The 24709-nt window shown below is 41.7% G+C and carries 18 protein-coding genes and 2 pseudogenes; 6 read left to right on the forward strand and 14 right to left on the reverse strand.

Going from position 1 to position 24709, the window contains the following annotated elements:
- Positions 1 to 54: 54 nt before the first annotated feature.
- Positions 55 to 2088 (reverse strand): NAD-dependent DNA ligase LigA, encoded by a 2034-nt coding sequence (ligA, locus tag ACN222_RS08535; protein WP_010995886.1) that lies wholly within the window; start codon positions 2086 to 2088, stop codon positions 55 to 57.
- A gap of 614 nt (positions 2089 to 2702) precedes the next feature.
- Between ligA and ACN222_RS08540 the strand changes: the two genes are divergently transcribed.
- Positions 2703 to 3071, forward strand: a complete 369-nt coding sequence (locus tag ACN222_RS08540; protein WP_010995887.1) for a KGG domain-containing protein — start codon at positions 2703 to 2705, stop codon at positions 3069 to 3071.
- Between the two features lie 440 nt (positions 3072 to 3511).
- Here the strand turns inward: ACN222_RS08540 and ACN222_RS08545 are convergent, their stop codons facing one another.
- A complete protein-coding gene (locus tag ACN222_RS08545) occupies positions 3512 to 3829 on the reverse strand; it encodes a helix-turn-helix domain-containing protein (RefSeq protein WP_010995888.1) in 318 nt (105 codons plus the stop codon).
- A gap of 6 nt (positions 3830 to 3835) precedes the next feature.
- Positions 3836 to 4200: pseudogene (locus ACN222_RS08550) on the reverse strand (type II toxin-antitoxin system RelE/ParE family toxin).
- Positions 4201 to 4352: 152 nt separating this feature from the next.
- Here ACN222_RS08550 and ACN222_RS08555 point away from each other — a divergent pair.
- Both ACN222_RS08555 and ACN222_RS08560 read left to right on the forward strand, forming a co-directional pair.
- Positions 4353 to 4925, forward strand: a complete 573-nt coding sequence (locus ACN222_RS08555) for a TetR/AcrR family transcriptional regulator (RefSeq protein WP_010995890.1) — start codon at positions 4353 to 4355, stop codon at positions 4923 to 4925.
- Between the two features lie 61 nt (positions 4926 to 4986).
- A complete protein-coding gene (locus ACN222_RS08560) occupies positions 4987 to 5922 on the forward strand; it encodes an SDR family NAD(P)-dependent oxidoreductase (RefSeq protein ID WP_010995891.1) in 936 nt (311 codons plus the stop codon).
- Positions 5923 to 6118: 196 nt separating this feature from the next.
- Here the strand turns inward: ACN222_RS08560 and ACN222_RS08565 are convergent.
- The 4 genes and pseudogenes from ACN222_RS08565 to ACN222_RS08580 form a co-directional block, all read right to left on the reverse strand.
- Positions 6119 to 6883 (reverse strand): annotated as a pseudogene (locus ACN222_RS08565) (class II aldolase/adducin family protein); the annotation flags it as partial.
- 115 nt (positions 6884 to 6998) lie between these two features.
- A complete protein-coding gene (locus ACN222_RS08570; protein ID WP_269083593.1) occupies positions 6999 to 7130 on the reverse strand; it encodes a hypothetical protein in 132 nt (43 codons plus the stop codon).
- A 51-nt stretch (positions 7131 to 7181) separates the two neighbouring features.
- On the reverse strand, positions 7182 to 8585 hold the full coding sequence (locus ACN222_RS08575) for a hypothetical protein (protein ID WP_010995893.1): 1404 nt from the start codon (positions 8583 to 8585) through the stop codon (positions 7182 to 7184).
- A 324-nt stretch (positions 8586 to 8909) separates the two neighbouring features.
- Positions 8910 to 9320, reverse strand: coding sequence for a hypothetical protein (locus ACN222_RS08580; RefSeq protein WP_010995894.1), 411 nt, complete (start codon positions 9318 to 9320; stop codon positions 8910 to 8912).
- A 418-nt stretch (positions 9321 to 9738) separates the two neighbouring features.
- Between ACN222_RS08580 and ACN222_RS08585 the strand changes: the two genes are divergently transcribed.
- Together ACN222_RS08585 and ACN222_RS08590 are read left to right on the forward strand one after the other, a co-directional pair.
- Positions 9739 to 10850, forward strand: a protein-coding gene (locus tag ACN222_RS08585) for an IS630-like element IS895 family transposase (RefSeq protein ID WP_096637129.1) whose coding sequence is annotated in 2 segments (ribosomal slippage) — positions 9739 to 10243 and positions 10243 to 10850 — 1113 coding nt in all. Because the reading frame shifts where the segments join, the coding sequence is not laid out codon by codon here.
- 632 nt (positions 10851 to 11482) lie between these two features.
- Positions 11483 to 12820 (forward strand): PrsW family glutamic-type intramembrane protease, encoded by a 1338-nt coding sequence (locus ACN222_RS08590; RefSeq protein ID WP_010995896.1) that lies wholly within the window; start codon positions 11483 to 11485, stop codon positions 12818 to 12820.
- A gap of 264 nt (positions 12821 to 13084) precedes the next feature.
- On the opposite strand, the gene ACN222_RS08595 is transcribed toward ACN222_RS08590, so the two are convergent.
- The 4 genes from ACN222_RS08595 to ACN222_RS08610 form a co-directional block, all read right to left on the reverse strand.
- The gene (locus ACN222_RS08595; RefSeq protein ID WP_010995897.1) at positions 13085 to 13729 is read right to left on the reverse strand and encodes a hypothetical protein; all 645 of its coding nucleotides are present in this window, start codon (positions 13727 to 13729) and stop codon (positions 13085 to 13087) included.
- Positions 13730 to 14214: 485 nt separating this feature from the next.
- A complete protein-coding gene (locus ACN222_RS08600; RefSeq protein ID WP_010995898.1) occupies positions 14215 to 15792 on the reverse strand; it encodes a CHAT domain-containing protein in 1578 nt (525 codons plus the stop codon).
- A gap of 348 nt (positions 15793 to 16140) precedes the next feature.
- A complete protein-coding gene (locus tag ACN222_RS08605; protein WP_010995899.1) occupies positions 16141 to 18417 on the reverse strand; it encodes a PP2C family serine/threonine-protein phosphatase in 2277 nt (758 codons plus the stop codon).
- Between the two features lie 637 nt (positions 18418 to 19054).
- Positions 19055 to 19411 carry an NAD(P)H-quinone oxidoreductase subunit M gene (locus tag ACN222_RS08610; RefSeq protein WP_010995900.1) on the reverse strand — a complete coding sequence of 119 codons (357 nt, stop codon included), beginning with the start codon at positions 19409 to 19411 and terminating at the stop codon, positions 19055 to 19057.
- A 903-nt stretch (positions 19412 to 20314) separates the two neighbouring features.
- On the opposite strand from ACN222_RS08610, the gene ACN222_RS08615 reads away from it, so the two are divergent.
- Positions 20315 to 20596 (forward strand): Npun_R1517 family heterocyst differentiation transcriptional regulator, encoded by a 282-nt coding sequence (locus tag ACN222_RS08615; protein WP_010995902.1) that lies wholly within the window; start codon positions 20315 to 20317, stop codon positions 20594 to 20596.
- 668 nt (positions 20597 to 21264) lie between these two features.
- Here ACN222_RS08615 and ACN222_RS08620 read toward each other — a convergent pair.
- The 3 genes from ACN222_RS08620 to ctpB all read right to left on the reverse strand — a co-directional run bounded on the left by ACN222_RS08620 (position 21265) and on the right by ctpB (position 24519).
- Positions 21265 to 21960, reverse strand: coding sequence for a response regulator transcription factor (locus tag ACN222_RS08620; protein ID WP_010995904.1), 696 nt, complete (start codon positions 21958 to 21960; stop codon positions 21265 to 21267).
- A 65-nt stretch (positions 21961 to 22025) separates the two neighbouring features.
- Positions 22026 to 22994, reverse strand: a complete 969-nt coding sequence (locus ACN222_RS08625; RefSeq protein WP_010995905.1) for a glycosyltransferase — start codon at positions 22992 to 22994, stop codon at positions 22026 to 22028.
- Positions 22995 to 23181: 187 nt separating this feature from the next.
- Positions 23182 to 24519 carry a carboxyl-terminal processing protease CtpB gene (ctpB, locus tag ACN222_RS08630; RefSeq protein WP_010995906.1) on the reverse strand — a complete coding sequence of 446 codons (1338 nt, stop codon included), beginning with the start codon at positions 24517 to 24519 and terminating at the stop codon, positions 23182 to 23184.
- Positions 24520 to 24709 lie beyond the last annotated feature (190 nt).

Consider the following 24709-nt stretch of genomic DNA (forward strand, 5'->3'; position numbering starts at 1 on the left):
TTGGTTGATGTAGACCCGATATCTAGAGTTCAATGCTTAAAATATCCTTAGTCTTTATTCTTCTAAAATTTCTAACAACTGTGTTTCAGTTAACTGGGCAATCCCCAATGCTTGTGCTTTTTCTAATTTGGAGCCTGCATCTTCACCTACAACCAAATAATCGGTTTTTTTACTTACGGAATCAGTCACTTTACCCCCAGCTTTTTGAATTAAAGCTTTAACTTCATCCCGTTTTAAGGTTGGCAAGGTACCTGTGACTACAAAGGTTTTACCATTTAGTTTTAGGATACCATTATTCATGACTGGTATTTCTTCTGTGTTCGCAAGTTTTAACCCTGCCGCTTGTAAGCGTTCAATTAAACTTTGATTGGCATTAATGCGAAACCATTGGTAAACAGACTGGGCAATTTCTGCACCAATCCCATAAATACCTTCTATATCTGATTGTTTGGCTGAAGATAATTCTGCGACTGCGCGGTATTTTTCGCTCAATAATTGGGCATTAACACTACCCACATGACGGATGCCCAAACCATATAATACCCTTGACCAAGGCTGATTTTTTGATTGAGCGATCGCCTCAATTAATTTCTGTGCCGATTTTTCTCCCATTCTTTCTAATGCAAATAATCGCTCTGTTGTCAAGTCATATAAATCAGCGACGGAATGCACCAAGCCTTTATCTACAAGCTGATATACAAGTTTTTCCCCCACACCTTTAATATCTAAAGCATCACGACTCACCCAGTGTTCAATTGAGCCTTTGAGAATTGCTGGACAAGAAGCATTAACACAGCGAGTCACCGCCTCGCCCGTCTCTCGCACCACAGGCTGTCCACAAACAGGACAATGAGTAGGCATAATAAAGGGTTGGGTGTCAGCCGGGCGCAGTTCCTTAATTACCCTCACAACTTCGGGGATGATTTCCCCCGCCTTACGGACAATGACAGTATCACCGATGCGGATGTCTAATTGCGCGATGCGATCGCTATTATGTAAAGTAGCTCTAGAAACAGTAGTTCCCGCCAACTGCACTGGACGCATTTGAGCCAATGGTGTTAACGCCCCCGTCCTCCCCACATTCACCGCAATATTTTCTACACGGGTGGGTGCTTCTTCGGCGGGATACTTCAACGCCACAGCCCACCGGGGAAATCTTTGGGTAAAACCTAACTGTTCTTGGAGCTTAAAGGAATTGAGCTTTAATACTACCCCATCGGTCATGTAGGGTAAATTTAATCTTTCTGTATCCCAGTATTTATAATAATCTGCCACCTCAGCTAAAGATTGACAAAGCTTGTGGTTAGGATTCACCCGAAAACCCATTTTTTGCAACAATTCCAACGCTTCCCATTGGGTATTAGCAATACTCGCGTCATCCATCCCCGAAATATGCAGGGTATAGGCGAAAAAGTCTAACCGCCGTCGTGCCACAATTCTGGAGTCTAGCTGTCTGAGTGTACCAGCCGCCGCATTACGCGGATTAGCAAATAACTGTTCCCCGGCTTTTTGTCTTTCTTCATTGATTTGTTTAAACACTTCCAAAGGTAAAAAAGCCTCACCCCTGACTTCTACCTTTTCAACTTTTTCTATACCATCAAAATTCAACCGCAAGGGAATGGAGCGAATAGTTCGGACATTTTGGGTGATATCTTCCCCCGTCACCCCATCACCCCTAGTTGCACCCCTAACTAAAATACCATTTTGGTAAGTGAGAGCGATCGCCGAACCATCAATTTTCAGTTCAGCCACATATTCCGCCTCCGTTGGCGCAACTTGTCGCCGCCAACGTTGATCCCAGGCTTGCAACTCCTCTACATTAAAGGCATTCTCTAAACTGTATAAGGGAATATTGTGACGTACCGAGAGAAACTGTGTTGCTGGCCTTTCCCCGATGCGCTGTGTCGGACTATCTGGTGTAACTAATTCTGGATGCTGAATTTCTAGTTGTTGCAGTTCCCGATACAGTTGGTCATAAACTGCATCCTCCATGATAGGTGCATCCGAGACATAATAAGCATAGCTAGCTTGTTGCAACAACCGGCGCAGTTCCTCTACGCGCTTGACTTCAGAGTGAGTTTGTATCATTAGACTTTTGCAAAATACCTAGCGGATAAAATATAAAGACGATAAAACCTGCCAGTAGCAGGCTTGTGATACTAAACCCTAGATTAATAGTCTGTGGTTCAGCTTTTAAATAAAAAATACCTACATTTCTAGGTTACTCAGTTTAATACAAAAAATTGCAGGTAATAGCTAATTGATAAGCCATTACGCTTTTAAATTACATAGTCACTTGTATGGTTTGTTGACGGTTAACTGTCAACTGTTAACAGCCAACACAAAAAGAACTGCAAGTTAAATACGCGACAGCTTAATGGATAATCGGTAATGAATCAGAAGACTAAATCTACCATCAGCTTGTAAATTGGGTTAATAAGAGCCATAACCGCAGATATCAGCAGAGAACTCTTCATTTCAGCTACTCATTAATATTAGCCTCTGGTCTCTAGTTCTTTTGTCGGTCTATTTAAAATTAGTAACTTCGGTTATATGTCAAAAGTTGAGGCTCAATCATAAATTATTCCCACTAATGGGACATGAAGGTCACTAAATTACTTGGCTAAATTGATAACGAATCATATAAAGATTTTCACTGGCTGAAAAGTCAACAAATCTGCTTAGTAACAAGGAGCAAGATTATGTCAGATACAAGTAAACGTGGCTTTGCTTCTATGGATGAAGACAAGCAACGTGAAATCGCCAGCAAAGGCGGACAGGCTGCTCATGAAAAAGGTACTGCTCACGAATTTACCCCCGAAGAAGCTCGTGAAGCTGGACGCAAAGGCGGAGAAGCTGTTAGCCAAGACAGAGAACACATGGCGGAAATCGGCCGTGAGGGCGGTAAACATTCTCATGGTGGTGGACGCAAGAAACAAGGTGGCGAAGAAAGCGAAGACACCGAAGAAATTGAAGATAGCGGCGAAGAAACGCAAACTCGTGGTGGTACACCCGAACAGCACTCTGAAGCCGGAAAGCAAAGCCATAAAAATACCAAGAAGAAAAAATAGCTTTTGTTTAACTTAATGGCTTGATAGTTTCTTCGTGATAGTTCAATCCGGTTCAGTTAAGAGAATAGTAGGTTGGTTGTAGCGATAGCGTAACCCAGCACAGACTTGAGAATGTTGGGTTCCGTTCCTCCACCCAACCTACACTGGTCTAATTTTTTAGGCTTAGAGACTATTTATAAAGTAAATCTTTAGGCAACAAGACGACGTAGCATAATCCTAGTCATAACAGCATATATGGCTGCTTCACTCATTTCAGGAATAAGTATATGTTTTAGATTATGGTTTATGAGTTTTTTTAAGGCACTAAACTATAAAAAACAAGAAATAGTCTCGACCGGGCAATAAAGCTACTCCACATTGGCTGTCAAAATCATTGATAAGTCTCGGCTGTACAAATAAAAGTAAGAAATTCGGGACGGGATTTTCTTAGTTTGAGGTTTTTAATACAGCACACTGTTTAACCCACGATTCTTTACCAAGTGCAGTAGCTTAAGAGATGCTCCACTAGGCCGCTTTTGTCCTATTTCCCACTTTTGAACTGTTGAAGTACTTATATTCAAAATACGTGCGAAAACAGCTTGACTGACTTGAGATGATTCCCGTATTTCTTTAATTTGTAATGGTTCTAGAGGCTCAATAGGAGGTAGACATAGGTGTTCAAATTCGCGCAATGTAGTTTGATTCATTAGCCCAGCTTTGTGTAGGTCTTCTGCTGTCTCATGAACTGCTTCAAGAATTGCTGATTTCTTCTTCCGCATTACAAATCACCTCACCTCTATTAACGCATTACTATTTTTTGCCTGCTCAAGCTCTTCTGGTGTATGAGCAAGTAATTGCTTGGATAACATTTTCAGAGCTTCTTCTTCATATGAGTCAATGTTACTGCGTTCGTTTTTTGAAAAGCCAAAAATAAAAAACCAACATCTTCATTATTAGTAGCTATTAGTGTCCGAAATCCACCACTCTTACCTTTCCCTGGTTTTGCTATGCGTTTTTTAAACAGTCCACCTCCCAGGTCAGCATCATAAAGCCCTGGTGCCATTTCGTTTACAGCGTTACAGAGACTAAGATTTTTTAATCCTTCCTTTCGCGCCCAACGGTCAAAAGTACGGTTTTTGTAAATTTTCATTTTTTAGTCTCTCTGGTTAAAGTATAGCACCTAGTCCTATACTTTAGGCTAAAAATAGCATAGGGGATATCCAAAAAATAAATCTCCCCCTAACTGCTCATCAAATTGAGCTTTACTTGTAAATAAACGAATGTTCGTTTATTATAGTAACTATGAGGCATAAAGACAATAAAAAAAATCAAGCCATCTGTGATGCGGCAATCGAACTGATTACTGCCAATGGTTTTGCTGACACTTCGATGTCGAAAATTGCCAAAGCCGCGAATGTTTCGCCAGCGACGATATATGTCTATTTTGAAAACAAAGAAAAGCTTCTCAATAAAATATATTTGTTCGTGAAGCAGGAAATAAGTGCAGAAATTTTAAAAGGTGTCAACCAGAACCTATCAGTGGAGAAAGCCTTTAAAATGATCTGGAATAATTATTATAAATACGCGATTAAAAATCCGGTCAGATTTGCTTTTACGGAGCAATTTGCTAATTCCCCAATGGTTGACCGCATTTGCAAAGATGAAAGTTTGAGCTATTTTAAGCCAATGCTAGATTTGTTCAATCGCGGTAAAGAAGAGAAAGTTTTTAAGGATATTCCCCTGGAAATTTTTACCGCTTTTACCTTTGCGCCTCTGACTGGATTGATAAAAGAGCATTTTAGTGGTGCTTTGATTTTGGACGAAAAAATGTTAGAAACCACCTATAAAATTGCATGGGATGCAGTAACGAATTAATTCTTTTTTCGAGTACATTAAACGAATATTCGATTAATTAATTAGGAGAAGAGTAAATCAAATGAAAAATGAAAAATGGAACGCTGAAAATATTCCTCCTCAAAAAGGAAGACTAGCAATTGTAACGGGTTCAAGCAGTGGCATCGGTTACGAAACGGCGCGGGTTTTAGCTAATAAACAAGCGTCTGTAATCATTGCGGTTCGCAATTTGGACAAAGGAAACAAGGCACTGGCAAAAATCCTTCAACAGAATAAAGATGCCGACGTAAAGTTGATGGAACTTGATTTGGCGAATTTAGCATCAGTTAAAAATTTCGCTGAAAACTTTCGGAAAAATTATTTGCGTCTGGATTTACTGATTAATAATGCGGGTGTGATGATTCCGCCGTATTCAAAAACGACGGATGGTTTTGAATTGCAGTTCGGCACTAATCATCTCGGACATTTTGCTTTGACGGGACAACTTTTAGAATTTTTGATTAGCACCGAAGGCTCTCGAATCGTTAATGTTTCGAGCGGCGCACATAATATGGGCAAGATAGATTTCGATGATTTGAATTGGGAGCAGAGAAGTTATGCTAAATGGAAAGCTTACGGCGACAGCAAACTTGCCAACCTCTACTTTACCTACGAACTCGACCGAAAACTAAAAGATAACGGTATCGACACACTTGTAACCGCCTCGCATCCGGGCTGGACTGCAACCGAATTGCAGAGAACTGCGGGTGGCATTGTGAAATATCTCAACGGCATCGTTGCTCAAGACATCACAATGGGTGCGTTACCGACTCTGCGGGCGGCAATCGAAGCAGGCTTAAAAGGCGCAGAATATTTCGGCCCCAATGGGTTTATGGAAATGCGCGGCTATCCAATAAAAGTCGAATCAAACGAGTTATCCAAAGACCAAGCACTCGCCAAAAAACTATGGGTTGTATCGGAAAAACTAACCGATGTGAAATTTGAATTTAATAAAAAGGCGCAAAGCGCGGGCAAATAAGAAACCCCTGATAGTGGTGAGCTAGGGTTTTTCTGTCCACTGTCTACTTTGTGTCTAGATGTCTGCCTCTGTCCCTTGCTGTATAAAGGTTATGTCTACTTATGTCCGGTCTCTAGGTCTGTCCGATTTTCACTAATTTACTTTATAAATAGCCTCTAACAGCTTTTCCTCTGACTTTCTGCCTCCTGAATTGTGCCTAATCAAACAATTCAGGTTCTTCGCGCGCGACTCTATCGTAAAGAGGCTGAAAACTAAACCAACCTGCTTTCGGTTCACCCACTTGACTATGGGTTAAACGGGCAGTTTCATGGCCAATTATTTTGGGTTGACCCGCAGCTTCCGCAAGTAGTTGAGCTTGGCAAGAACGCTCTAGGCTAATGTACCAAAATGCGGCTTCATCTACTGTGTGTCCTACGGTGAGAATGCCATGATTCCGCAAAATCAGCGCTTTGTTATTACCTAAGGTTTCAGCCAGTCGTTTACCTTCAGAAGTTTCTAAAACGACCCCTGTATAGTCATCCAGCAAGGCGTGGTCTTCGTAAAAAGCGCAAGCATCTTGTGTTAAAGGGTCGAGTAGACGACCTAAGCTAGACCAAGCTTTACCATAAATCGAGTGAGCATGAGCAGCCGCGACGACATCGGGACGAGCTTCATGAATTTGGGAATGGATGGCAAAAGCAGCTTGATTTATCAGTGCGTCGCCTTTGACCACATCACCATCTCGATTCACTAATACCAAGTCAGAAACTCGAATGTGTCCAAAGTACTTCCCTAAGGGATTTACCCAAAAGTGGTCCGTAAATTCCGGGTCACGAGCTGTGATGTGACCTGCAATTCCTTCGCTAAAGCCAAACTTGCCAAACAGGCGAAAAGCTGCTGCTAGACGCTGTTTGCGGTGTAGGCGTTCTTCTTCAATACTGTTAAATACGGGGGGTAGGGGTCTACTAAATACGGACATTTTCTTTTTCCGATACTTTTTTGCTAACGTTTATTAACAAATACCGTAGGACATAAATAAAGACAGATGGACTCCCAGATGTAGTTGTGACAGCAAAAATCATACCTTCTGAATTTAACTAATAGTAGATATCATCTGGTCGTAGCGATCGCTTTTCCACTACTTCTAATTCTGCGTGTCTTTCTAAATTACCACCATCTACCCTGCTGTAGAGTATTTCGCCTTGACTACCTTTGTATAAACAAATCAATGCCCATTGGCGTGTTAGAAACTGATGGAACCCTTAAACACCAGATTCTAATTAACTTTTACTATCCTCTGGTTGCCAGATATTCCAGTTATACCAGTGACGCACCGCCAACCAAATCACAGACAGTAAACCTGCAACGCTCAGGGTCAGACCACTGTATGGTACTAATAATCCCAATACTGGTACTACTGCCCCAGCGATGGTACAAATGATGGCAGCCAGAGACGCACTACGAGTGGAACCCAAGCCCCAAGTTAAGGTTAGTAGGACAAGGGAAATCATCGTCCATGCTAATTGAGCATCCATAAAGCGGCTTAAGTAGGTTAATGTCAACAAGCAAGCAAAGTAGATACTACTGGCGATCGCTACGTTTGTTAAACTTATCGGTAGAGATAAATATAGCAATAAGATCCACCACAAAAATAATGCTGGTGCTAATAATAATAAACGGGGAATAATGCCTGTTTGGCGGATGGGGTTTGTATTCGTGAATACCCCAAACGGGTTTTTCACAGAAACATTATCATCAAATATCCAAGTATATTGAGTACTGCGTCCATCAGCTTTCCTCTCTTTCGGTACGATACCACTGGCAAAATCCGCCCCAGGAAAGTTGGCTATTGTTGTCAGGCGAAAGTTAGATAATAGCTGTCCGGCGCTATTGTAAACCCAGCGCGGCCCTCCTTGCGCCTGATAAGTAACGCGAAAACTGGTTTCTTGTCCTGGTTCCAAACGAAAGGCAAAGCTATAATTCCCTGGATTGACTGGCTCTAACCTGGTGCGGTCGCGCTCTACTTTATAGTTAGATAGTAATGAGTAGCCATTAGGCGGCTGTATTTCAAAGAAGAAATTATTAATATCCTTGAGGCGGTTGACTACTTTGTAATCAGCAGTGTAGTCTGCACGATAAACCGCACTACGTCCTTGTACATCGGTGCTTTGTTCCAACTTTACCTGAATTTGCGAGCCTGCCAAGGATAGTAAGCGGCTTACCTGTTGCGTATCATTGACTTTGACGATTTTGCCATTAACTTGAGTGTTGTAAGTATAAGGTTCTTGGGTGACATAGCGCACTTGCGGCGCGATTTGTTCTAATTTATCCCCAGAAACGCTTTGGACTACTTGGGCAATTTTTGCCTGTTCCCAGTGGTGATAACGATTACTTAAGGTAGAAGAGAGAAAAAATCCTCCCACCAATAAAATTAATACTAAGGCTAAGTGTTGCAAGCCCCGCAAAATTTGGGCATAACGAATAGCCCATTCACCAATAAAAATAGTTTGTTGTGACGAATTGTGTCGCAAAGCGAAACTCATCAGAGCGATCGCTATTCCCAAAGCTATGACTAAAAATACTAATAATAGAGAAGCTGTAATTAATTGTGACCCAAGCTGAATTAGCTCTGTTGGATGGGTCAAATCGGGCAAACCTGGAACGCCCTGGCTAGTAGAAGACATTGTTGGTTTTTCACATAATTTGAAACATCAGACTTCTAAAACCTCACAAAAGTTTCAAACAAAAATCCCCGACTTATTCTATCAGTCGGGGACTATAGTGATTAGCACTCTTTTATGACTCTGATGAAATAAAAAAATGTAGGTTGGGTTGAACTTTAGTGAAATCCAAAAAAACCAAGGATTTTTCGTGTTGGGTTACTCTACGAGAAGGCTGCGCCTACGTTCCTCAACCCAACCTACTCGTAAATTTATCAAAGCCTTAACAATCAAGGATTATGAATTTTTATCTAACGAGAGTAATAGAAGAGCGTTAGTAATCAGAAATTATTTTTTTTGATGATTATTTGCTACTCGACAAACAATTTCCATAGAAGCAGCATCAGGAGTTTTTGGCTTAGGAAAAATTTCCTGCTCGGTTTTATCTTCACTGGTTAATTTACCATTGGCAGCGTAGAGGGAAAACTTTTTAGTAAATAATCTACCTTGACTACAAGCTGCATGAAGCCTTCTTTTAGCTATACCTTCGCCATGTTGTTGGACAAGAGTAAAGTTAGTGCCATTGATAGAGGCCAAATCTAAAGCGATGGGAAAACCTCGTTGATCTGCGCCTACTTGAAGATAAAAATTATTACTCTTTGCTTCGGCAATAGCGCTCCGCCCACTGTAGGTAATTGCTATTCCGTTTAATGTCAATGAGGCAATTACCATTAAGCCGCTAAATGGTTTTAAAAACATCAGATATAAATTGAATAACTATATTTTCTTTGTATTCATAAAACTTATTTTTTGGCGCGGTAAAATCACGGGAAATGATTAAATTCAAGATACAACTATGAAAATTTTCATCTTTTAGCAAAAAATAACCGTAGCGGGAAAACTACGGTTATTGAATTAAAATACTAAACTCTAATATTTGCCGAAAATTTGCAAAATGTAAATTCAGATATTTAACTATCTGTCATTTATTTTGAACATACATTATAGCTATTGTAAATCTATTCGTCATCACTGAATTTAGCTATTTAACAGATAAAAATTTTCTCTTGTTTTCTGTAAATTCTGTGTATTTATTAGGTTTATATAGGAATCCTATTTGATTTGTGAACAAGACCAAGAGATAATACGGAGAGGGATAAAAGTCTAATAGTAAACAATGAAAAGTCAGCATTTACAAGCTACTACACTTGCGGGGGAAGTATCGCAGCAATATTTAAAAGAGGAAACTGCACTGAATGCGATTGCTGAATTACAAGATTTTATAGATATGTGTCCAGATGCGCGTGAAGTAAGGAAAGCATTGGCAGTCAAGCTAGTTTATCAAGGTTACTTGTATGATGAAATCCAAAAAATTTTAGACGTATCGCGAGGGTCAATCACAGGCTGGAAGCAAGCCTATGAAGAAACTGGAATTGACGGACTGCGACTAAACTACAAAGGGAGAAAGAGCTATCTGAATGCTAAACAACTCCAAGAGGTGTTGAGCTGGCTACAAACAAAAGATTGTTGGGAGCTTGGGGAACTAGAGTATCAACTAGCTTTTGAGTATGACGTAGTTTATGAGTCAAAGCAAAGCTACTACGACTTGTTCTCCGAAGCAGGAATCAGTTGGAAGAAAACCACAAAGGTAAATCCGAAAGCCGATGAGAATGCTGTTGCAGAAAAAAAAAAGAGATTGAAACATTGCTGGCAAATAACCGAGAAGAAATCGAAACAGGAAAGTTAAGAGTATTGTTAATTGATGAGTGTCATTTAATGTGGGGAGATTTAAGTGGTTATGTATGGGGAAAAAGTGACCAAGAAATCGCAGTCCCAGTTGTCAACGAGCGAGATAAGCAGACATACTATGGGGCAGTTGACTATCTCCTTGGAGAATTAGTTCTCAAAGCTTATGATGCTGGAAACTCAAAAAATACTATCAACTACCTAGAATACTTACTAGCTAACTCTCCCGACCAGCGATTACTAATTTTTTGGGATGGGGCTAGCTACCACCGTTCCAAGGAAATTAGAGGTTTCTTGGACTCTGTTAATCAAAGCTTACCAACCGAGCAATGGAAAATACACTGTGTCCGTTTTGCCCCTAATTGCCCAGTACAAAATCCGATAGAGGATATTTGGTTACAAGCCAAAACATGGGTTAGACGTTTTTGTGCTTTAATTCCTTCATTTTCACATTTAAAGTGGATATTTGAGTGGTTTATTAGACACACTACCTTTGATTTTGACACTCTACAGATGTACGGAACTTATTCAAAAATCAAATAGGATTCCTATAGAATATAAGACTTTGATTTTTACAGTATTTTTACAGAATTTATTCGATCTAAAAAATACACTTAAAAGACAAAATACGAGATTTTCAGTTTTAATGAATACCCAATAAGTATAGGAATCCGATTTGGTTATTGTTGGCGTAGCCTGTGCTTGCGTATAAATATCTAAGTATCTGTAGGGTGGGCATTGCCCACCGTCACTTGCTTCTAGCCGAGAAACCAGTAAGGTCGCAGTGGCTCTCCTACATATATTTCAGAAATCTGATCTCAACAGAAAATCTTTGGGTATAAGTCCTAATTAGTATGCCAATTGGTAATTTTATTCCTACATATAAAAAATGTGGTAAATATTACTAAGTATATGTTCAATGGCTGTACTTTTAATTAATCACCGGATTTCCAGAATTCATATATCTAATAAATAAAGATACAAAAAATACTTTTTGCAGTGAGAATACTTGTCACAATGAGGATAAAGAATTTTAAATTTTGCATGAGTGAATTTTAAATTTATTCACAGAGAGTAGAGCTATAGTGTATTTAGCAATGCTGCTGTTGGTGTGGCTGAGGTTAACGCCGAATGCCCAGGTATTTTTTATGAATTAGTTTGGAAAGACCTACTCGATGACAGGCAAAAACGCAAGACATAATGCTTTTCTGCGGCTAGTGTCTGGTAACGGAGCAGCATTTGGGTCAGAATCTCGCTACTCGCTTACCAGTAAAGAAGTGGTAATTGGACGTGACCCCAGCTGCCAAGTTGTTTTAGATGCCATGATGTATCGGATGGTATCCCGTCGTCATGCTGTGGTTCGTCCCGTTGCTTCATCTGTAGATAGCAAATTTAGCTGGGTACTTTGTGATTTGAATAGTGCCAACGGTACTTATTTAAATGGTCAACGCTTGTACGGATGCCAGGAGTTACACGCAGGCGATCGCATTTCTTTGGGTGCTGATGGGCCGCAATTCCTGTTTGAGTACGCAGTCGCTCCCCAACCGACAATCATCACTAACCAAGTTGCACCCCTACCCTCAGCCAAGCACCCCCCTAAACCAGATTCGGTGAGCTTCACCCAGCTGTTTCCGATTATTTCCACTGGTAAGGATTTAACACGCAAAGCTTATCTTGTCCCAGGAATACTGACAGTAGTATTTGTGGTGTTAATGTTTGCAACTGTGGGTAGGCCACAAGCCAATCAAGTGATTGTCGCAACTTATATAGCTTTGGCTGCTTACTATTTTATTTACCGACTTTGCGGCAAGCCTAAACCTTGGTGGGTGTTAGTTGGTGCGGCTTTGAGTACAACACTGATTTTACTCAGTCCCTTATTAAATTTATTTATTTTCATTTTTCGGGAAGTCCTTCCTGGTAGCGTACCACCCATAGATCAGCCTGTCAGCAGCCTCACAGAATTATTTGTGGGGTACTTTTTTGGTGCTGGCTTAATGGAAGAATTACTCAAAGCTTTGCCCATATTGGGAGTATATCTCATTGCTTTGGGACTACCACCCGCTTGGCGAGAACGTGTCGGTGTTTGGGAACCTTTGGATGGTATTCTCTTGGGAACGGCTTCGGCTGTAGGCTTTACCTTATTGGAAACTCTGGGACAATATGTACCAGCTGCGTCCTTACAAGCAGGTACAGAAGTGGGTTTACAAGTTTTGATTGCTCGAATCTTAGGCTTGCCAGCCGGCCACATGGCTTATAGTGGTTATCTGGGATATTTTATCGGGTTAGCTGCTCTTAAACCCCGTCATGCTAAACAAATTCTCGCCGTTGGCTACCTCAGCGCCGCCGCACTTCACGCTTTATGGAATACAGCCGGACACAGTAATAATTTACTCTTAGTTGTTGTTGGGGTCTTGTCTTATGCTTTCTTGATGGCAGCGATTCTTAAAGCTAGAGCTTTATCGCCAACGCGATCGCAAAATTTTGCCACCCGTTTTCTTGATCCTAAATCCTAAATAGATTCCTGAGTAAGGGTCGATGACTCAACTGAGCGTTCTAATGAGCGCTCACACCTAAATCTTTGCCAAACTTTGTTTCTCTCTCTTAGGGTAGATTGCGCTAATTTTTGCATAGGCTTATGGTTACACTATGGTGTTTCCTTGTGCCTAAAAACCTAACACTCAAAAACTAAAAAAATCCGACAAAAGTGTCACCTGTGAGCAAAATCACTGTTCACGGGAAAAGTATCAAGGTCAAAATATATAAAAAAGCTTTAGAATTTAAGACTCTGACGGAGAATCATTGAGTTGTCTGATTGCATAGTAAGCGATCGCTACACTTAACTTTGCTTGCTCAACTTCTGATAGAGCAGACCACTCTTGATTATTAACGTTATCAACTATAGATGTTAAATTTTGCCCTTCGCTGCTCCGCATGGAATAAGCATAGGGACGGGCGAAAATCAACAAGTCATCTGCTTCCCATGTGGGTAATACACTCTGTACACACTCTACTAGTTGTTCGCCTAGAGATTGTTGAGAAGCGAAAATTTCTGCTGCTTTGGTGGCGATCGCATTTAGCCAATTTTGTGGGATACCAGTCGCAAAAGCTGTATGTAAATTTTCTTGAAGATGATCTACAACTACCGACAACGTAGTATGATTGTAGTATGAAGAAGGTGTTACTCCTGACCATAGGTGATCTAGTTTGTCGTAAAAAACCTGCGCCCTGGTGGTAAATTCTTCATCAGATACATCTTGAGCAAATTTACGCTCTAGTTCTTCAAAATATGTTTCTGACTCATCGTCAGAGGGATTCCAAGGATAGGCTGCATCCTCTGGTTCTAATAAAGCTGCTAATAAATCTAATTCCATTTGAGATACTACAGAATGGCAAGCGTCTGAACCGTTAGTTTTATGAGTCATTGATTGCCTCCTGATAAATTGATTTAGTTGACATTGACAGCTACAGCACTCAGATTTGGATTTCCGCAAAAAAAAAACGTTTTTTTATAATCTTCAAATTAGTCGTTTACTGCATTGGCTATATCAGTTGTTAGTCGCCATTTGTTTTTTATCTAGTTTAATGCCTAGTTTTATTGTGGACTGTTTTTCCAAAACTTTGGCTATTAACTCATGACAAAATCTCCCTTACCTGATGAATAAAAATTTTTCAAGGTAATTCCCCTAGCCCAATAGATATAGCTGTTGAATGTTGACTGTATGACAGACTTGGAAGCCTTTTATTGTTAGGGTTTTATCTTTGCTTGATGTCCTAATATGTCTGGCCAAAGCTATAACAGAGGTGACGATGGTGATCGATTCTAGATATTTTCCCAATTGAGAAGATAAAATCACACGGGTAGAAGCCCATAATCAAATTATGAAAATATCTCTTCCCCATGATTCATTCAAGAATCTTCAATAATAAATTCCCAGATTTCACCTCTTGAACTACCAAACTTTAACTGCATACCTGATTTTAACGGAACTTCCTCCCGCAGAAGTTGTTGCCAACCATTAGACCCTAAAAACCAGGTCGTGCCATAAGTGGAGAAATCTTGGAGATAATAAGTTCGGGCTTGATTACCAGTAAAATTATTCCGGCACAAAATTTCGGCGTGTCGCTTAGAAACAGAAAGTTCCGGGATAACGATATCATTATCTTTTGTCCGACCGATACGTGTGACACCAGTTCTTAAAAACCAGCTGCGGCCTCCGGGGGAGAGCGATCGCAATGAGGCGATCGGCATTGAAGAATTAGAGTTAGGAATAGCAGTATCGGGCATTTCCGTTACACTTTCATCAAAACTTTTGATGAGTTCACCATCAAAATCTGGATGTAAGTAGAGAACAGGTAAAGTCCAAGCGGGTTGATTGTACTTATATAGTGTTAACAGTTCTTGTCTGGCTTCCGCCACTGCTTCATCGATGGGCTTGCGCGATCGCAATGCTTCGGCAAAGGCTTGAATAAAACTGTGGCTTTCATGATCAGCGATTTCATCCCGCATCGCCAAAACTGCCGGCACACCATGACGAATTAAAACTTCTGCCAAACTACTAGCAGGAATGGCCTGATGATTAATAGCTGCTGGTTGCGCTCCCCAACAAGCGTTAAATACAGCCAACTTTAAAGCGCTGCGGGTTAATACTTGGGATAATTCTATGCCGTTCAGGCTCATTCCTGGGCGCAAAAACAACAATCCCCCATCTGGGCCTGGTAGACCATGACCAGCGTAGAAAAATACATTATATGCTTTTGTTTCTAACTCTTGAATTAACTCTTGGGGTGTAGGCTGGATGAGAGTTTTAACTGTACATGGCGCATAACCCTGACCATAACCAGCTACTTGACCACCAGTTAACAGGGTTTTTTCTAGGATAGCGGCTTCTGTTTGCAGTTGCAGGTTTTGATCGTGTCCGAGAACCAGCAGCACCTTTAAAGCTTGATCGATACGTAAATATGGTAAAGCCTCAACTTCACTGGTGGTACGACTAAATAACACATCTGGGGAGAGGGATACAGCAGGCTGTCCTGGTTCCCGTTGCATAATTTCCCAAGGTAGGGCGATTAAATCTGGGTCACGAATTTCCAGACGAAAGCGCAGACGTGTATGTTGACCCATAGCGATACCGCGACTACGTTCCAGACTCCCCAGAATTGGCCCCTCGAATATCCAACGCCATAAATTCATCCCCAGGTATTGCATGAGGCGACTACTATAACCAGTGGTTTGCCCGGAGGGGAGCGAGACTATATTCCCCGGAACTGAGTTTGTTAATGGAGGTTTCGTATCTGAAGAAATGTGAATACCACTATGACCAGCAAACATTTGCTGCCATTCTTGCCAAACTTGACTGAGTTCGGCAGGCCAAGTACAGTCACGCAAAACATAGCCACTGGGATAGGGAGCCTTTACCACCCAAATGGCGAAACTATCTTTGCCAGTGTTGATGAGACGGGCGATCGCCAGATTCAGGGAGGGCATGGATTAGCACACTACGAGGTAAGAACAATTCAAAATTATGGTTACTGAGGCTGTCGCAGTCGAGATATTTTGCCTACGCGCCGCTATGGGTATTCAGTAGGGGAATTTTGCCCAGACTGAAACTACTTGTAGACTTAGCGCCAAGTCTGTAGCAAGATCCCGTAGAGTGCGCCGGCCGCTGGCGTTAGCGAGTCCGCGTTCGCTTTTAGCGTCTCGTAGAGAGCGTCACAGAGGGGCGTGAAACTCTTGAATTTACGATAATTGCCAACTGTAATTTTTCTTAAGAAAAACTTTTGGCTTGTAAATTGCGTTTTGTTATTATCTGTATTATTTCAGGTTTTTATCAGTTTATCGATTATTTGATTCATCTGCACCTGGATTGTTAGGAGTATTTGCTGCTGGAGGTGAGATGTCTCGTGGCAGAGAGATACTATCACAAGGGCTGTCTTGATTGGGTTGTAAAACTGTCACAGCAAATCGTTTCAGTTGAGCTAATTCCGTTTTGATTGGTTGATCTGAAGGTGGCAGAGGTTCTGTGGCTAAATTATTAGTGCTAGCTGGCTGGGGGTTACAAAGACGTAAATATACTTCATAAATCCCTGGAGCAGGTTGAGGATTGAATTTTTTATCAATCACTTCTAAAAAACTTTCTGGGGGTAACTTTTGTTGATTGAAGGTGATTTCACTGTTAGTTTTAATTATCCATCCAGGTGCGAGATTATTCACCGATCGCTGCTGTACTTTGGGACTCTGGGTGGCTGATGGTAAAGTCCCAGTTGGGGTGACTGTGGGATTGGCGTATGGCGATCGCAGTAACATGACCCAATATCCCAAGACACCAGCTGTCGCCACCAAGATTAACGGCACGATGAGATTTAGGGGTAGTTTGCTGATTCTATTGGGTAAGTTGCTGGGAACTACTTTAGTTTTTTGTTCTGGTTTAGCCTCTAGTAAGGTTGGCTGTAGCCCTCTTGATGTCAGATTTACAGTTTTGATATGAGTGCTGTCGGGAACAACGGCCTTCAGAGTGATTTGTGGTTCGGTGTATTTAATTCGACAATTGACTAGGGCGATCGTCACATTATCATGTCCATTCTTCGTGTTAGCGATGTCTACCAATCGCTCAACCACGTTAACTATATTATTTTCTTCACCCGTGAGAATTGGTAAAATCTCCGTTTCCCAATAGTCTTCTACACGGTCAAAATCACTTAACCCGTCGGAAGTCAACAGAAACACCCCATCTTCATCGAGGATAAATCGTTGCGCTGTGGGATGTAGTGAACTGCTGGGACTCATGCCTAAAGCTTGCACCAGCGAACCTGAACCACCTTGTTGTACCGCTTCACGGTAGACAGCGTAGCCTAATCTTACTTCCCGTGATGCCACATCATCATCAAGGGTAACTTGATAACAACCGTGACGGGTGATCCAATAGGCGCGACTGTCGCCGACGTGGGTAATATACATTTCGTGGGCAATAGGTAAAGCCATCACCAAGGTTGTACCCATGCGTTTTCGCCCTTGGCGATTTTCGCTGTCATTGCGCTGACTAATTTTGTCGTTGGCAACGGCTGCTGCCCGTTCTAAATCAGCTATCAACAGTGATGGTTCAATGTGGTCTGGTGGTACGTTGGTCAGCTGTTGTACCTGTTTCTGGATAGTTTCAATTGCTAAATTAGAAGCAACATTGCCGCCTTCATGTCCACCAATGCCATCACAAACAATAGCCAAGGCAGTGGGTTGGGGTGGTTTGCTCAATAGTGTGCCACTGGGAGGATAACAAGCATCTTCGTTCCGTTGACGGCTGGGGCCGGTGTCGGTTTTAGTGGCAATTTGAATGGTAGGTGTTTGTGATTTGCTTAGTTCTGCCAATCCTCTATCTAAAACGGCAACTAGTACCTCTGAGGATTTGATTTCGCCTTGAATTAGCAAATGACTAATTTGCTGAACAAATTCTGCTATGGCTGGTTTGGCTTCCTGGTGTAGTTGTTGCCAAAATTCGCCCAATTGTGGCAATTCTAGCGCCGTTGTCGAGTCAGAATGCAGCTCCAACAACCGCACTAATGGCCCTTCCACCCGCAACAGGTATGGGTTGAGTAGGCTAGATACAACGCCTTCACTCTTGAAAGGTTGCCAAAGATTGGCAATTTGCCACAGCCAATGTAGTTGGCGCATTGATGTAGCGTAGCGCCAAGCATCGGTAAATTCGCTACACAAATGCACCTGTTGAGCTAAATTGTCTGCGAACAGAGGAGATTTTTCCAACAATAGAACTTGACTGTGGACGTAGCCATCGGTTATCGGCAGCATCCCATACACTTGGGGGATATTTAACCGATAGGGGATGAGCCGCAGATAAGGTCTGATGGGATGGGTATTTTCTAAATCGGGCGCTTGGGGTAGTAAACCGGGTTTAGTATCTAAAACAACAGACTGATTGATAATTAAATAGCGATCGGCTAATATTTCTCCGGTACTGCCAATACTCAGACTATCTCCCACCACCCACAAATAACGCTTGGGTAAGGGTGTGGAGCATCGCTGGCAAAACTTGTGTGTCAGGGGGTTCGCAGCCTGACAAAGTTCGTTTGGACAGTAGAGCGTTGCCGCATCATTTTCCATAGTGTTCGCACCGATCAGCGATTGGCAATTGTTTCAACAGCACTGGTAGCGGCAAGAATGAAGACCGCTCATATTTCTTGAATTCGAGTTATCCATCGTGGGATCATGATTTTAGCTGGTAGATACCAACAGATATTAGTACTTATCTGAACTTATGCAAACACCATACTCCTTTGTCAACCTTACAGCCTCATCATAGCTTTTATTTATCTGTTGCTTTCCCTTGCTAGAGCCGCTAACACTCATCCTGTCAAGATTGTTTGCTTTGGTTGCGTTAATCATGAACGATCGCAAACAACACAGATATTTCCATAGTTTATAAGTTGTGGAACGGTCATAAACTTTAATTAAGAATTAAGATACTAAAAGCTAAACATCTGGACAATTCATCCTTAGTAATACCCTACAGGTGTGAGTGGCGTTCCGCAGGAAAGCAAACTAGCTTAAGTTTAGCTTGCGGCTACTCCTGTGGAGAAATCGTAGAGTAGGCTAACGCTTATATAATTCGTACAGCACTCCAATTGGATGATAAATATCTAATTGATTTAGTGCTGTTCAAATTAACACATTTATTAAAATAAGTCAGAACCCCGACTTCTACTTCTTCAAGAAGTCGGGGTTCTGGGGATATCGCGTACTATTTATCCTCAACGGCCACTTGAGGAAGCCCTAAGCTGTAGTTAGTGACGCGAGCAGAGAGATTGTAGCTGATTTCGCCTTTTTGGAGGAGCGATCGCAGATAATGTTCTAAGTCTGACCCAATGCGGCGTAAGTTGTAGTCTGTCAGGTCTGCACCGCTTGAGGCTTCGACTAATTCATCGAACTTACGATAAATCTTTTGCAAAGCATCTTCATTCCAGTTGAACTCGTTGTCCGGGTCGATATCCAAGGTCAAGACCTGATTGCTGGGGACTAGTTCGCCATCCCGGTCAATTTCTGCTGCAAAAATGCGGATGTGTCGGGTTGTAGACTTGAGCAGCGTTGCGTTTTCCATAGCAGGGTGTCAGATTCAGGTTAATTACACTGAAATAATTGTAGACGCTATATATGGGCTGCAAAGCACTCAAATTAAATGGGTGCTGGAGGCTAGTAGTTCACCAACCCAAAATTGCTGGGCTGGGGGAGCAGGGGGAGAAGTCGCAAGGAGGAGCCACTTTGTTGGGCGGGTTTCCCGACTTATAGCAAGTGGCGTTGGTTTCCCTCTCTTACGAGACGCTTACGCGAACCGGGCGAACTTCGGGGGAGAAAGAGATTTTTTTGCTGCTATTAACCTTGCAAAGTTCTCTTGGCAGACTACTAGGGAAGAATTTTGGAGTCAGTTATCCCCTCTTTTCCCTTTTCCCCAGAGGTTGATTGAATTTTCTTTAGTTGAACTTAGAGTCTATGCTATGGTTTAAAACCAAGATTTTACTTTTGATAAAATTGCTCATCTCCCACTCCTGAATTTGATGATGAACAAAACGTACATTGGGTAATTTTACGTAATTAGCATACAACTACGTCTAGCTTTAATAAAATCAAAAAAAATGAGGGATTTACTTACGTGTAAACACGAAAAGTTCAGTAAAAACTCAAACTATTGTTGACTTTAAAATAAAGTTGATGTGAAAAGCTTTAAAAACCTAGAACAACTTCTTACAGAAACTTTATTGTATATAATCTCAAAAACTGAATAATAGTTATGGCTTACCTGAAATACAACTGACACAGGAAGATTCAATCTTCGACAATAAAAATCTATCTAAAAAAAATCAGGAGCATGGAATGGAAGATAAATGCGGTGAATTGAAAAGAAATTGTTAATTCAGGCAAAACGAATTCAAAAGACTATACAGAAATTTTGTAGGAGATATATCTCCTCAACTTCATACCACCAAGCACAGGAATCTCTAAAACTATGAACTCGAAAGCATTACCACGGCAAATAAATAATATAGAAGTCGGTGTCTATGAGTGCGAAATACATCTCAAATTCCGGTTAGTTGAGGAAAAAAGCTTGTTGGGCGATCGCGAACAACTGATGCAGATCCTGCTAGATGCCCTAACGGAAGGATCGGATGACTTTTTAGAGATGCTACAAGCGTCTGTAAAAGCACAAGAAGTGTCTGAGTTTAAAGCATCACCTCAAATGCGTCGTCAATTGATGCGTTTACGTAATGCTGTTGATACTAATCAATAGTTAGAAATAAAGTTGCAATTTGAGTAGTGGCAAATCAAATACTGGGCAGAAAATCTTAATTTTTTATAAGTTAGCCCATTTACCTATTTGCTCTAAATATTGAGTTGGCTTGTATAACTTAATGCCTTTGTTAATAAGCTCAAATTTACCCTACTCTCCGAAAAGCTAAATAGAGCATCTACAATCGTAGTTTTTACCATTTACTGTACTTATATAGATGAGTAATTACTAGCACTAATGTTTTGTTTCTGAGACTGATAAAAGTTTTGGAGGTCTTATTTGTGATGGCAATGGCTCTGACCAGGGTTTTACTTCTATGTGCGGAGATTAATAGTAAAAATTGCCCCAAATTCTGCAATGGCATCTCTCACATCTTAAAAAAAATTGACAGTTGATGCTGCAATATCCTTAGTTATTAAATGTAATAGTATTTGTACTGCTACTTAAGATATTTCCCAATACAGTTCGAGCTTTTGAGGCAGGGAAGGCAGGGGAGGAAAGAGGGTTATCCTTTCCTTTCCTGGCTGAGTAAAGTGTGCTGTGGGAAAAGTTAAAGTCCTAGTTTATGTTGAATTTTGTTGGCGTAGCCTTTCCTGCGGAGCGCTACCGCGTTCGCCAAAGGCGTTCTCGCAGAGTACCCGTAGGGTATGAGTGAATTTTGAATTGATTCATTTGGCTAGTCCGTGTTCCAAGGCAAAACGCACTAACTCAGTACGGCTGTTAGTTCCTGTTTTGCTGAACAAACGACTGACGTATTTTTCGACGTTACGCACGCTGGTTTCGAGGCGGCGGGCGATTTCTTTATTCATTAGTCCTTCAGCTACCAAGTTTAAAACACTCTGTTCTCTGGGAGTAAGGTCAATTTTAAAAGGCGCTGGTGACTGGGAAATTGCATTCCTTTGAGTTAATAAAGCTTTGATTTGAGCAATTTGATTTGCTAGTTCGGCTATATCTGGTGTTTCGCCTTCTTCGGTGGTTTTTTGAGGCTTGCTGTTGCGACGGATAAGTAAGTTTTCGACAATGGCTACCAGTTCATCTGGGTCGAAGGGTTTAGGTAGATAAGCATCAACTCCAGCTTGATATCCCTGGATGCGATCACTTGTCATCCCTTTAGCTGTTAAAAATACCACGGGGAGTGATTGAAAGCGGGGGTCTTCGCGCAATTGCTTGAGAAATTGATATCCGTCTACCTGAGGCATCATCACATCGGAAATTACGAGGTCTGGTGTGCTTTGCTGCATCAAATCCCAACCCTCACGGGCATTACTGGCGACTTGAACGCTAAAACCACTTTCTTGCAAGTAGTCTTTGACGGCTTCTCTCAATCCGGGTTCATCATCTACCAGTAACAATTGTGCTGACATCTAAAAATTTCCTATGGTTTACCTTGTTCCAATGTAGCGAATCATGGATCGAAAATTCAAACTTCCTACAACCATTCAATTGTCTTCGCTTCTTCGGGTAGTTTGGTATTCCGTTGTCCGACTGCACGCGCTCTAGCGGTGAACAGACTAATGGGAGTATTGAATACATCTACCAAGTTGGCTTTACCTGCGATCGCTTTGGCGCTGTCCCGTGGTAATTCTTTAATTAACCAACGTGTTAAACGGTAGCCAATATCTTTGAGGCTGATATCAGGCATTAAGTTTACACCATGTAGTTCGTGCAGATAACGATTGGAGCGCCCGTAGCGTCGCCATTGACTGGCTAGCTCCTTGAGTGTGGCACGGTGACGATGCTGGACAATGGCATCTGGGGCAAATTCTAAACTACCAATATTTGACCGCAAAATTCGCCAACAAATATCTGCATCACCGCCAGTAGTGAGATAGGGACGGAACAACCCGGCTTGAGTAAAGGCAGTGCGTCTGATGGCTAAGTTAGCTGTTTGACCGTAGGGACAAAAGCTATTAGCTAGGGTGTGCTTTTGCGAGAGTGTATCTTGGCGGTCTGCGTGTTTTTCTAATAAGTTTTTTCCTGGTAAAGCAGCGATTTCACCTGCAACAATTACCACTACTGGATTGACAAAAGGTTTAATTAGTGCATTCAGCCATTGGGGTTGGGGACGGCAATCAGCATCTGTGAATACCACAATTTCACTAACAGCAGCCCGGATTCCCATGTTACGAGCCGCATAGGAGCTTTGAATTTTATTTTCGCTGAGGGGACGAATATTAATTGGGGAATTAGCCGCAGATTTTTCGATGAAGGAGAGGGTGCGATCGCTGCTGTTATTATCTACCAATAAGTACTCTACCCTTTCTGGGGGATAGATTTGAGATAAAAAACAGCTAATTAACTCTGGTAAATCTGCTTCACCGTTATAAATAGGAACAACCACCGATACCATTGGCAAAAAGCTGTTGGCGGTGGTTGGATCATTTTGCTGATGATTCATAAAACCTGAGAGTGTGGGTTGGGAAATACTAATTTAGTATAGGAGTGAGTCAGATATTCTCTGCCTGACTTCTTTCTTTTTCTAGTATTCCCGCACCACTCAGGTTCTGGTTATGGCTCCAGAATTATGGAGCAAAAAAATGCTGATATATGAACACCTGGTAACTAATCACTCATAGAACAGATTTTTAAAACTTCAACTCATTGGCACCTAGACTCATTGGTTGATTGTTTTGATTGAGGGGAGGACGAGCAAAGGTATTGCTAGATAATACAGCGATCGCACGGGCATATTGCGGATCGTTTTGAGTTCCAATTAGTTTGGGGTTGGTGGCTAATTGGCGTTCCTGTGCGTCGGTTAACTCTAGTTTGATGTCTGGTGTAATACCTTTATGGTTGATGTCTGTGCCGTTGGGGGTATAGTAGTGAGCGATCGTCACTGCCAAACCTGAACCATCAGGTAGTTCATGAACTGACTGGACTAAAGCTTTGCCGAAGGTTTGACCACCAATTACTACAGCTCGTTTATTATCCTTGAGCGCACCAGTCAGAATCTCACTGGCGCTAGCTGAGTTACCATCTACCAATACTGCCAAGGGGAGTTTTGTTAAGGCAGTCCGGTTAGCTTTTGTATCTTCGTTAAATCCCTGACGGTTAACGGTGCGGACAATGCCACCATCATCTAACCACATCCGAGCAATTTCAATACTGGCTTGTAATAAACCACCAGGGTTTCCCCGTAAATCTAATACATAAGAATCTACTTTTTGACCGTTCAAATTGCGGATAGCTCGTGCCATTTGCTCGGCGGCATGGGCGCTAAACTCCCGTAAGCGGATGTAACCAACCCGTCTGCTACCTTCTTGCTTGAGGTTGTACACAACGGTTGGTACTTCTATTTTGGCCCTTGTGAGCTTCAAATCAAAAGTGTTGCGGCCAGTACGTCCTAGACGTAAAGTAATGGCTGTACCTTCTTTACCGCGAATTAATTTAGAGGCATCATCCACTTTCATTTGCTGAGTGGGTTTGCCGTCAATTGCTAGGATTTCATCACCTGCTTTAATCCCAGCTTTCAAGGCTGGAGAGTTTTCTATGGCTTCTAAAACAGTCAGCCGCTTGGTTGTTTCGTTCAACTCCATGCGGATACCTATACCAGATACTTCCCCAGATGTTTGACTGGTAAGGACTTCAAACTGCTTGGGGTCCATAAACCTTGTATATGGATCGTTGAGCCTTTGCAGGGCTTCCCGAATCGCCACGTAAGCTTCTTCTTTAGATGAATAATCTTTGCTTAATAAACTTTTTCTAACTGCCAGCCAATCTTGTTGATTAAACTTGCCGTCAACATATTCGTTATTTACTAATTGCCATACTTGGTCTACTACCGCTTTGGGGCTGTCTTGTAAAGCGGCACGAACGCTACGAGTCCAAGCCGGGCCAAATACAGATACAGTTGCTGTTGTAGCGATCGCTCCTCCAATCATAGCAACCTGGAGCAGCGAGTGATGTTTCGCAGATGAGTTCATGTATATCAGCAGGGATTTATTGTGATTTTGACAGTTTAGCAATCAGACTTTCGGTAAAGTTTTAAGTTTTTATACTCAATTTTCAGCTACACTCCCCTCATTAATTCTCCCCTTTAAAGTATGCTAATATTTTGCATTAATTTATTAACAATCATTACTATTTCTTTGAGTTTCTTGGCTAGTCTAATCT

The sequence above is a fragment of the Anabaena sp. FACHB-595 genome (assembly GCF_048568275.1).
In the GTDB taxonomy this organism is placed as follows: domain Bacteria; phylum Cyanobacteriota; class Cyanobacteriia; order Cyanobacteriales; family Nostocaceae; genus Trichormus.

What these genes read in the sequence shown, in the direction of transcription:
- ligA (WP_010995886.1), bottom strand. Translation starts at nt 2,088, where the DNA reads ATGATACAAACTCACTCTGAAGTCAAGCGCGTAGAGGAACTGCGCCGG.
- ACN222_RS08540 (WP_010995887.1), top strand. Translation starts at nt 2,703, where the DNA reads ATGTCAGATACAAGTAAACGTGGCTTTGCTTCTATGGATGAAGACAAG.
- ACN222_RS08545 (WP_010995888.1), bottom strand. Translation starts at nt 3,829, where the DNA reads ATGCGGAAGAAGAAATCAGCAATTCTTGAAGCAGTTCATGAGACAGCA.
- ACN222_RS08555 (WP_010995890.1), top strand. Translation starts at nt 4,353, where the DNA reads ATGAGGCATAAAGACAATAAAAAAAATCAAGCCATCTGTGATGCGGCA.
- ACN222_RS08560 (WP_010995891.1), top strand. Translation starts at nt 4,987, where the DNA reads ATGAAAAATGAAAAATGGAACGCTGAAAATATTCCTCCTCAAAAAGGA.
- ACN222_RS08575 (WP_010995893.1), bottom strand. Translation starts at nt 8,585, where the DNA reads ATGTCTTCTACTAGCCAGGGCGTTCCAGGTTTGCCCGATTTGACCCAT.
- ACN222_RS08580 (WP_010995894.1), bottom strand. Translation starts at nt 9,320, where the DNA reads ATGTTTTTAAAACCATTTAGCGGCTTAATGGTAATTGCCTCATTGACA.
- ACN222_RS08590 (WP_010995896.1), top strand. Translation starts at nt 11,483, where the DNA reads ATGACAGGCAAAAACGCAAGACATAATGCTTTTCTGCGGCTAGTGTCT.
- ACN222_RS08595 (WP_010995897.1), bottom strand. Translation starts at nt 13,729, where the DNA reads ATGACTCATAAAACTAACGGTTCAGACGCTTGCCATTCTGTAGTATCT.
- ACN222_RS08600 (WP_010995898.1), bottom strand. Translation starts at nt 15,792, where the DNA reads ATGCCCTCCCTGAATCTGGCGATCGCCCGTCTCATCAACACTGGCAAA.
- ACN222_RS08605 (WP_010995899.1), bottom strand. Translation starts at nt 18,417, where the DNA reads ATGGAAAATGATGCGGCAACGCTCTACTGTCCAAACGAACTTTGTCAG.
- ACN222_RS08610 (WP_010995900.1), bottom strand. Translation starts at nt 19,411, where the DNA reads ATGGAAAACGCAACGCTGCTCAAGTCTACAACCCGACACATCCGCATT.
- ACN222_RS08615 (WP_010995902.1), top strand. Translation starts at nt 20,315, where the DNA reads ATGAACTCGAAAGCATTACCACGGCAAATAAATAATATAGAAGTCGGT.
- ACN222_RS08620 (WP_010995904.1), bottom strand. Translation starts at nt 21,960, where the DNA reads ATGTCAGCACAATTGTTACTGGTAGATGATGAACCCGGATTGAGAGAA.
- ACN222_RS08625 (WP_010995905.1), bottom strand. Translation starts at nt 22,994, where the DNA reads ATGAATCATCAGCAAAATGATCCAACCACCGCCAACAGCTTTTTGCCA.
- ctpB (WP_010995906.1), bottom strand. Translation starts at nt 24,519, where the DNA reads ATGAACTCATCTGCGAAACATCACTCGCTGCTCCAGGTTGCTATGATT.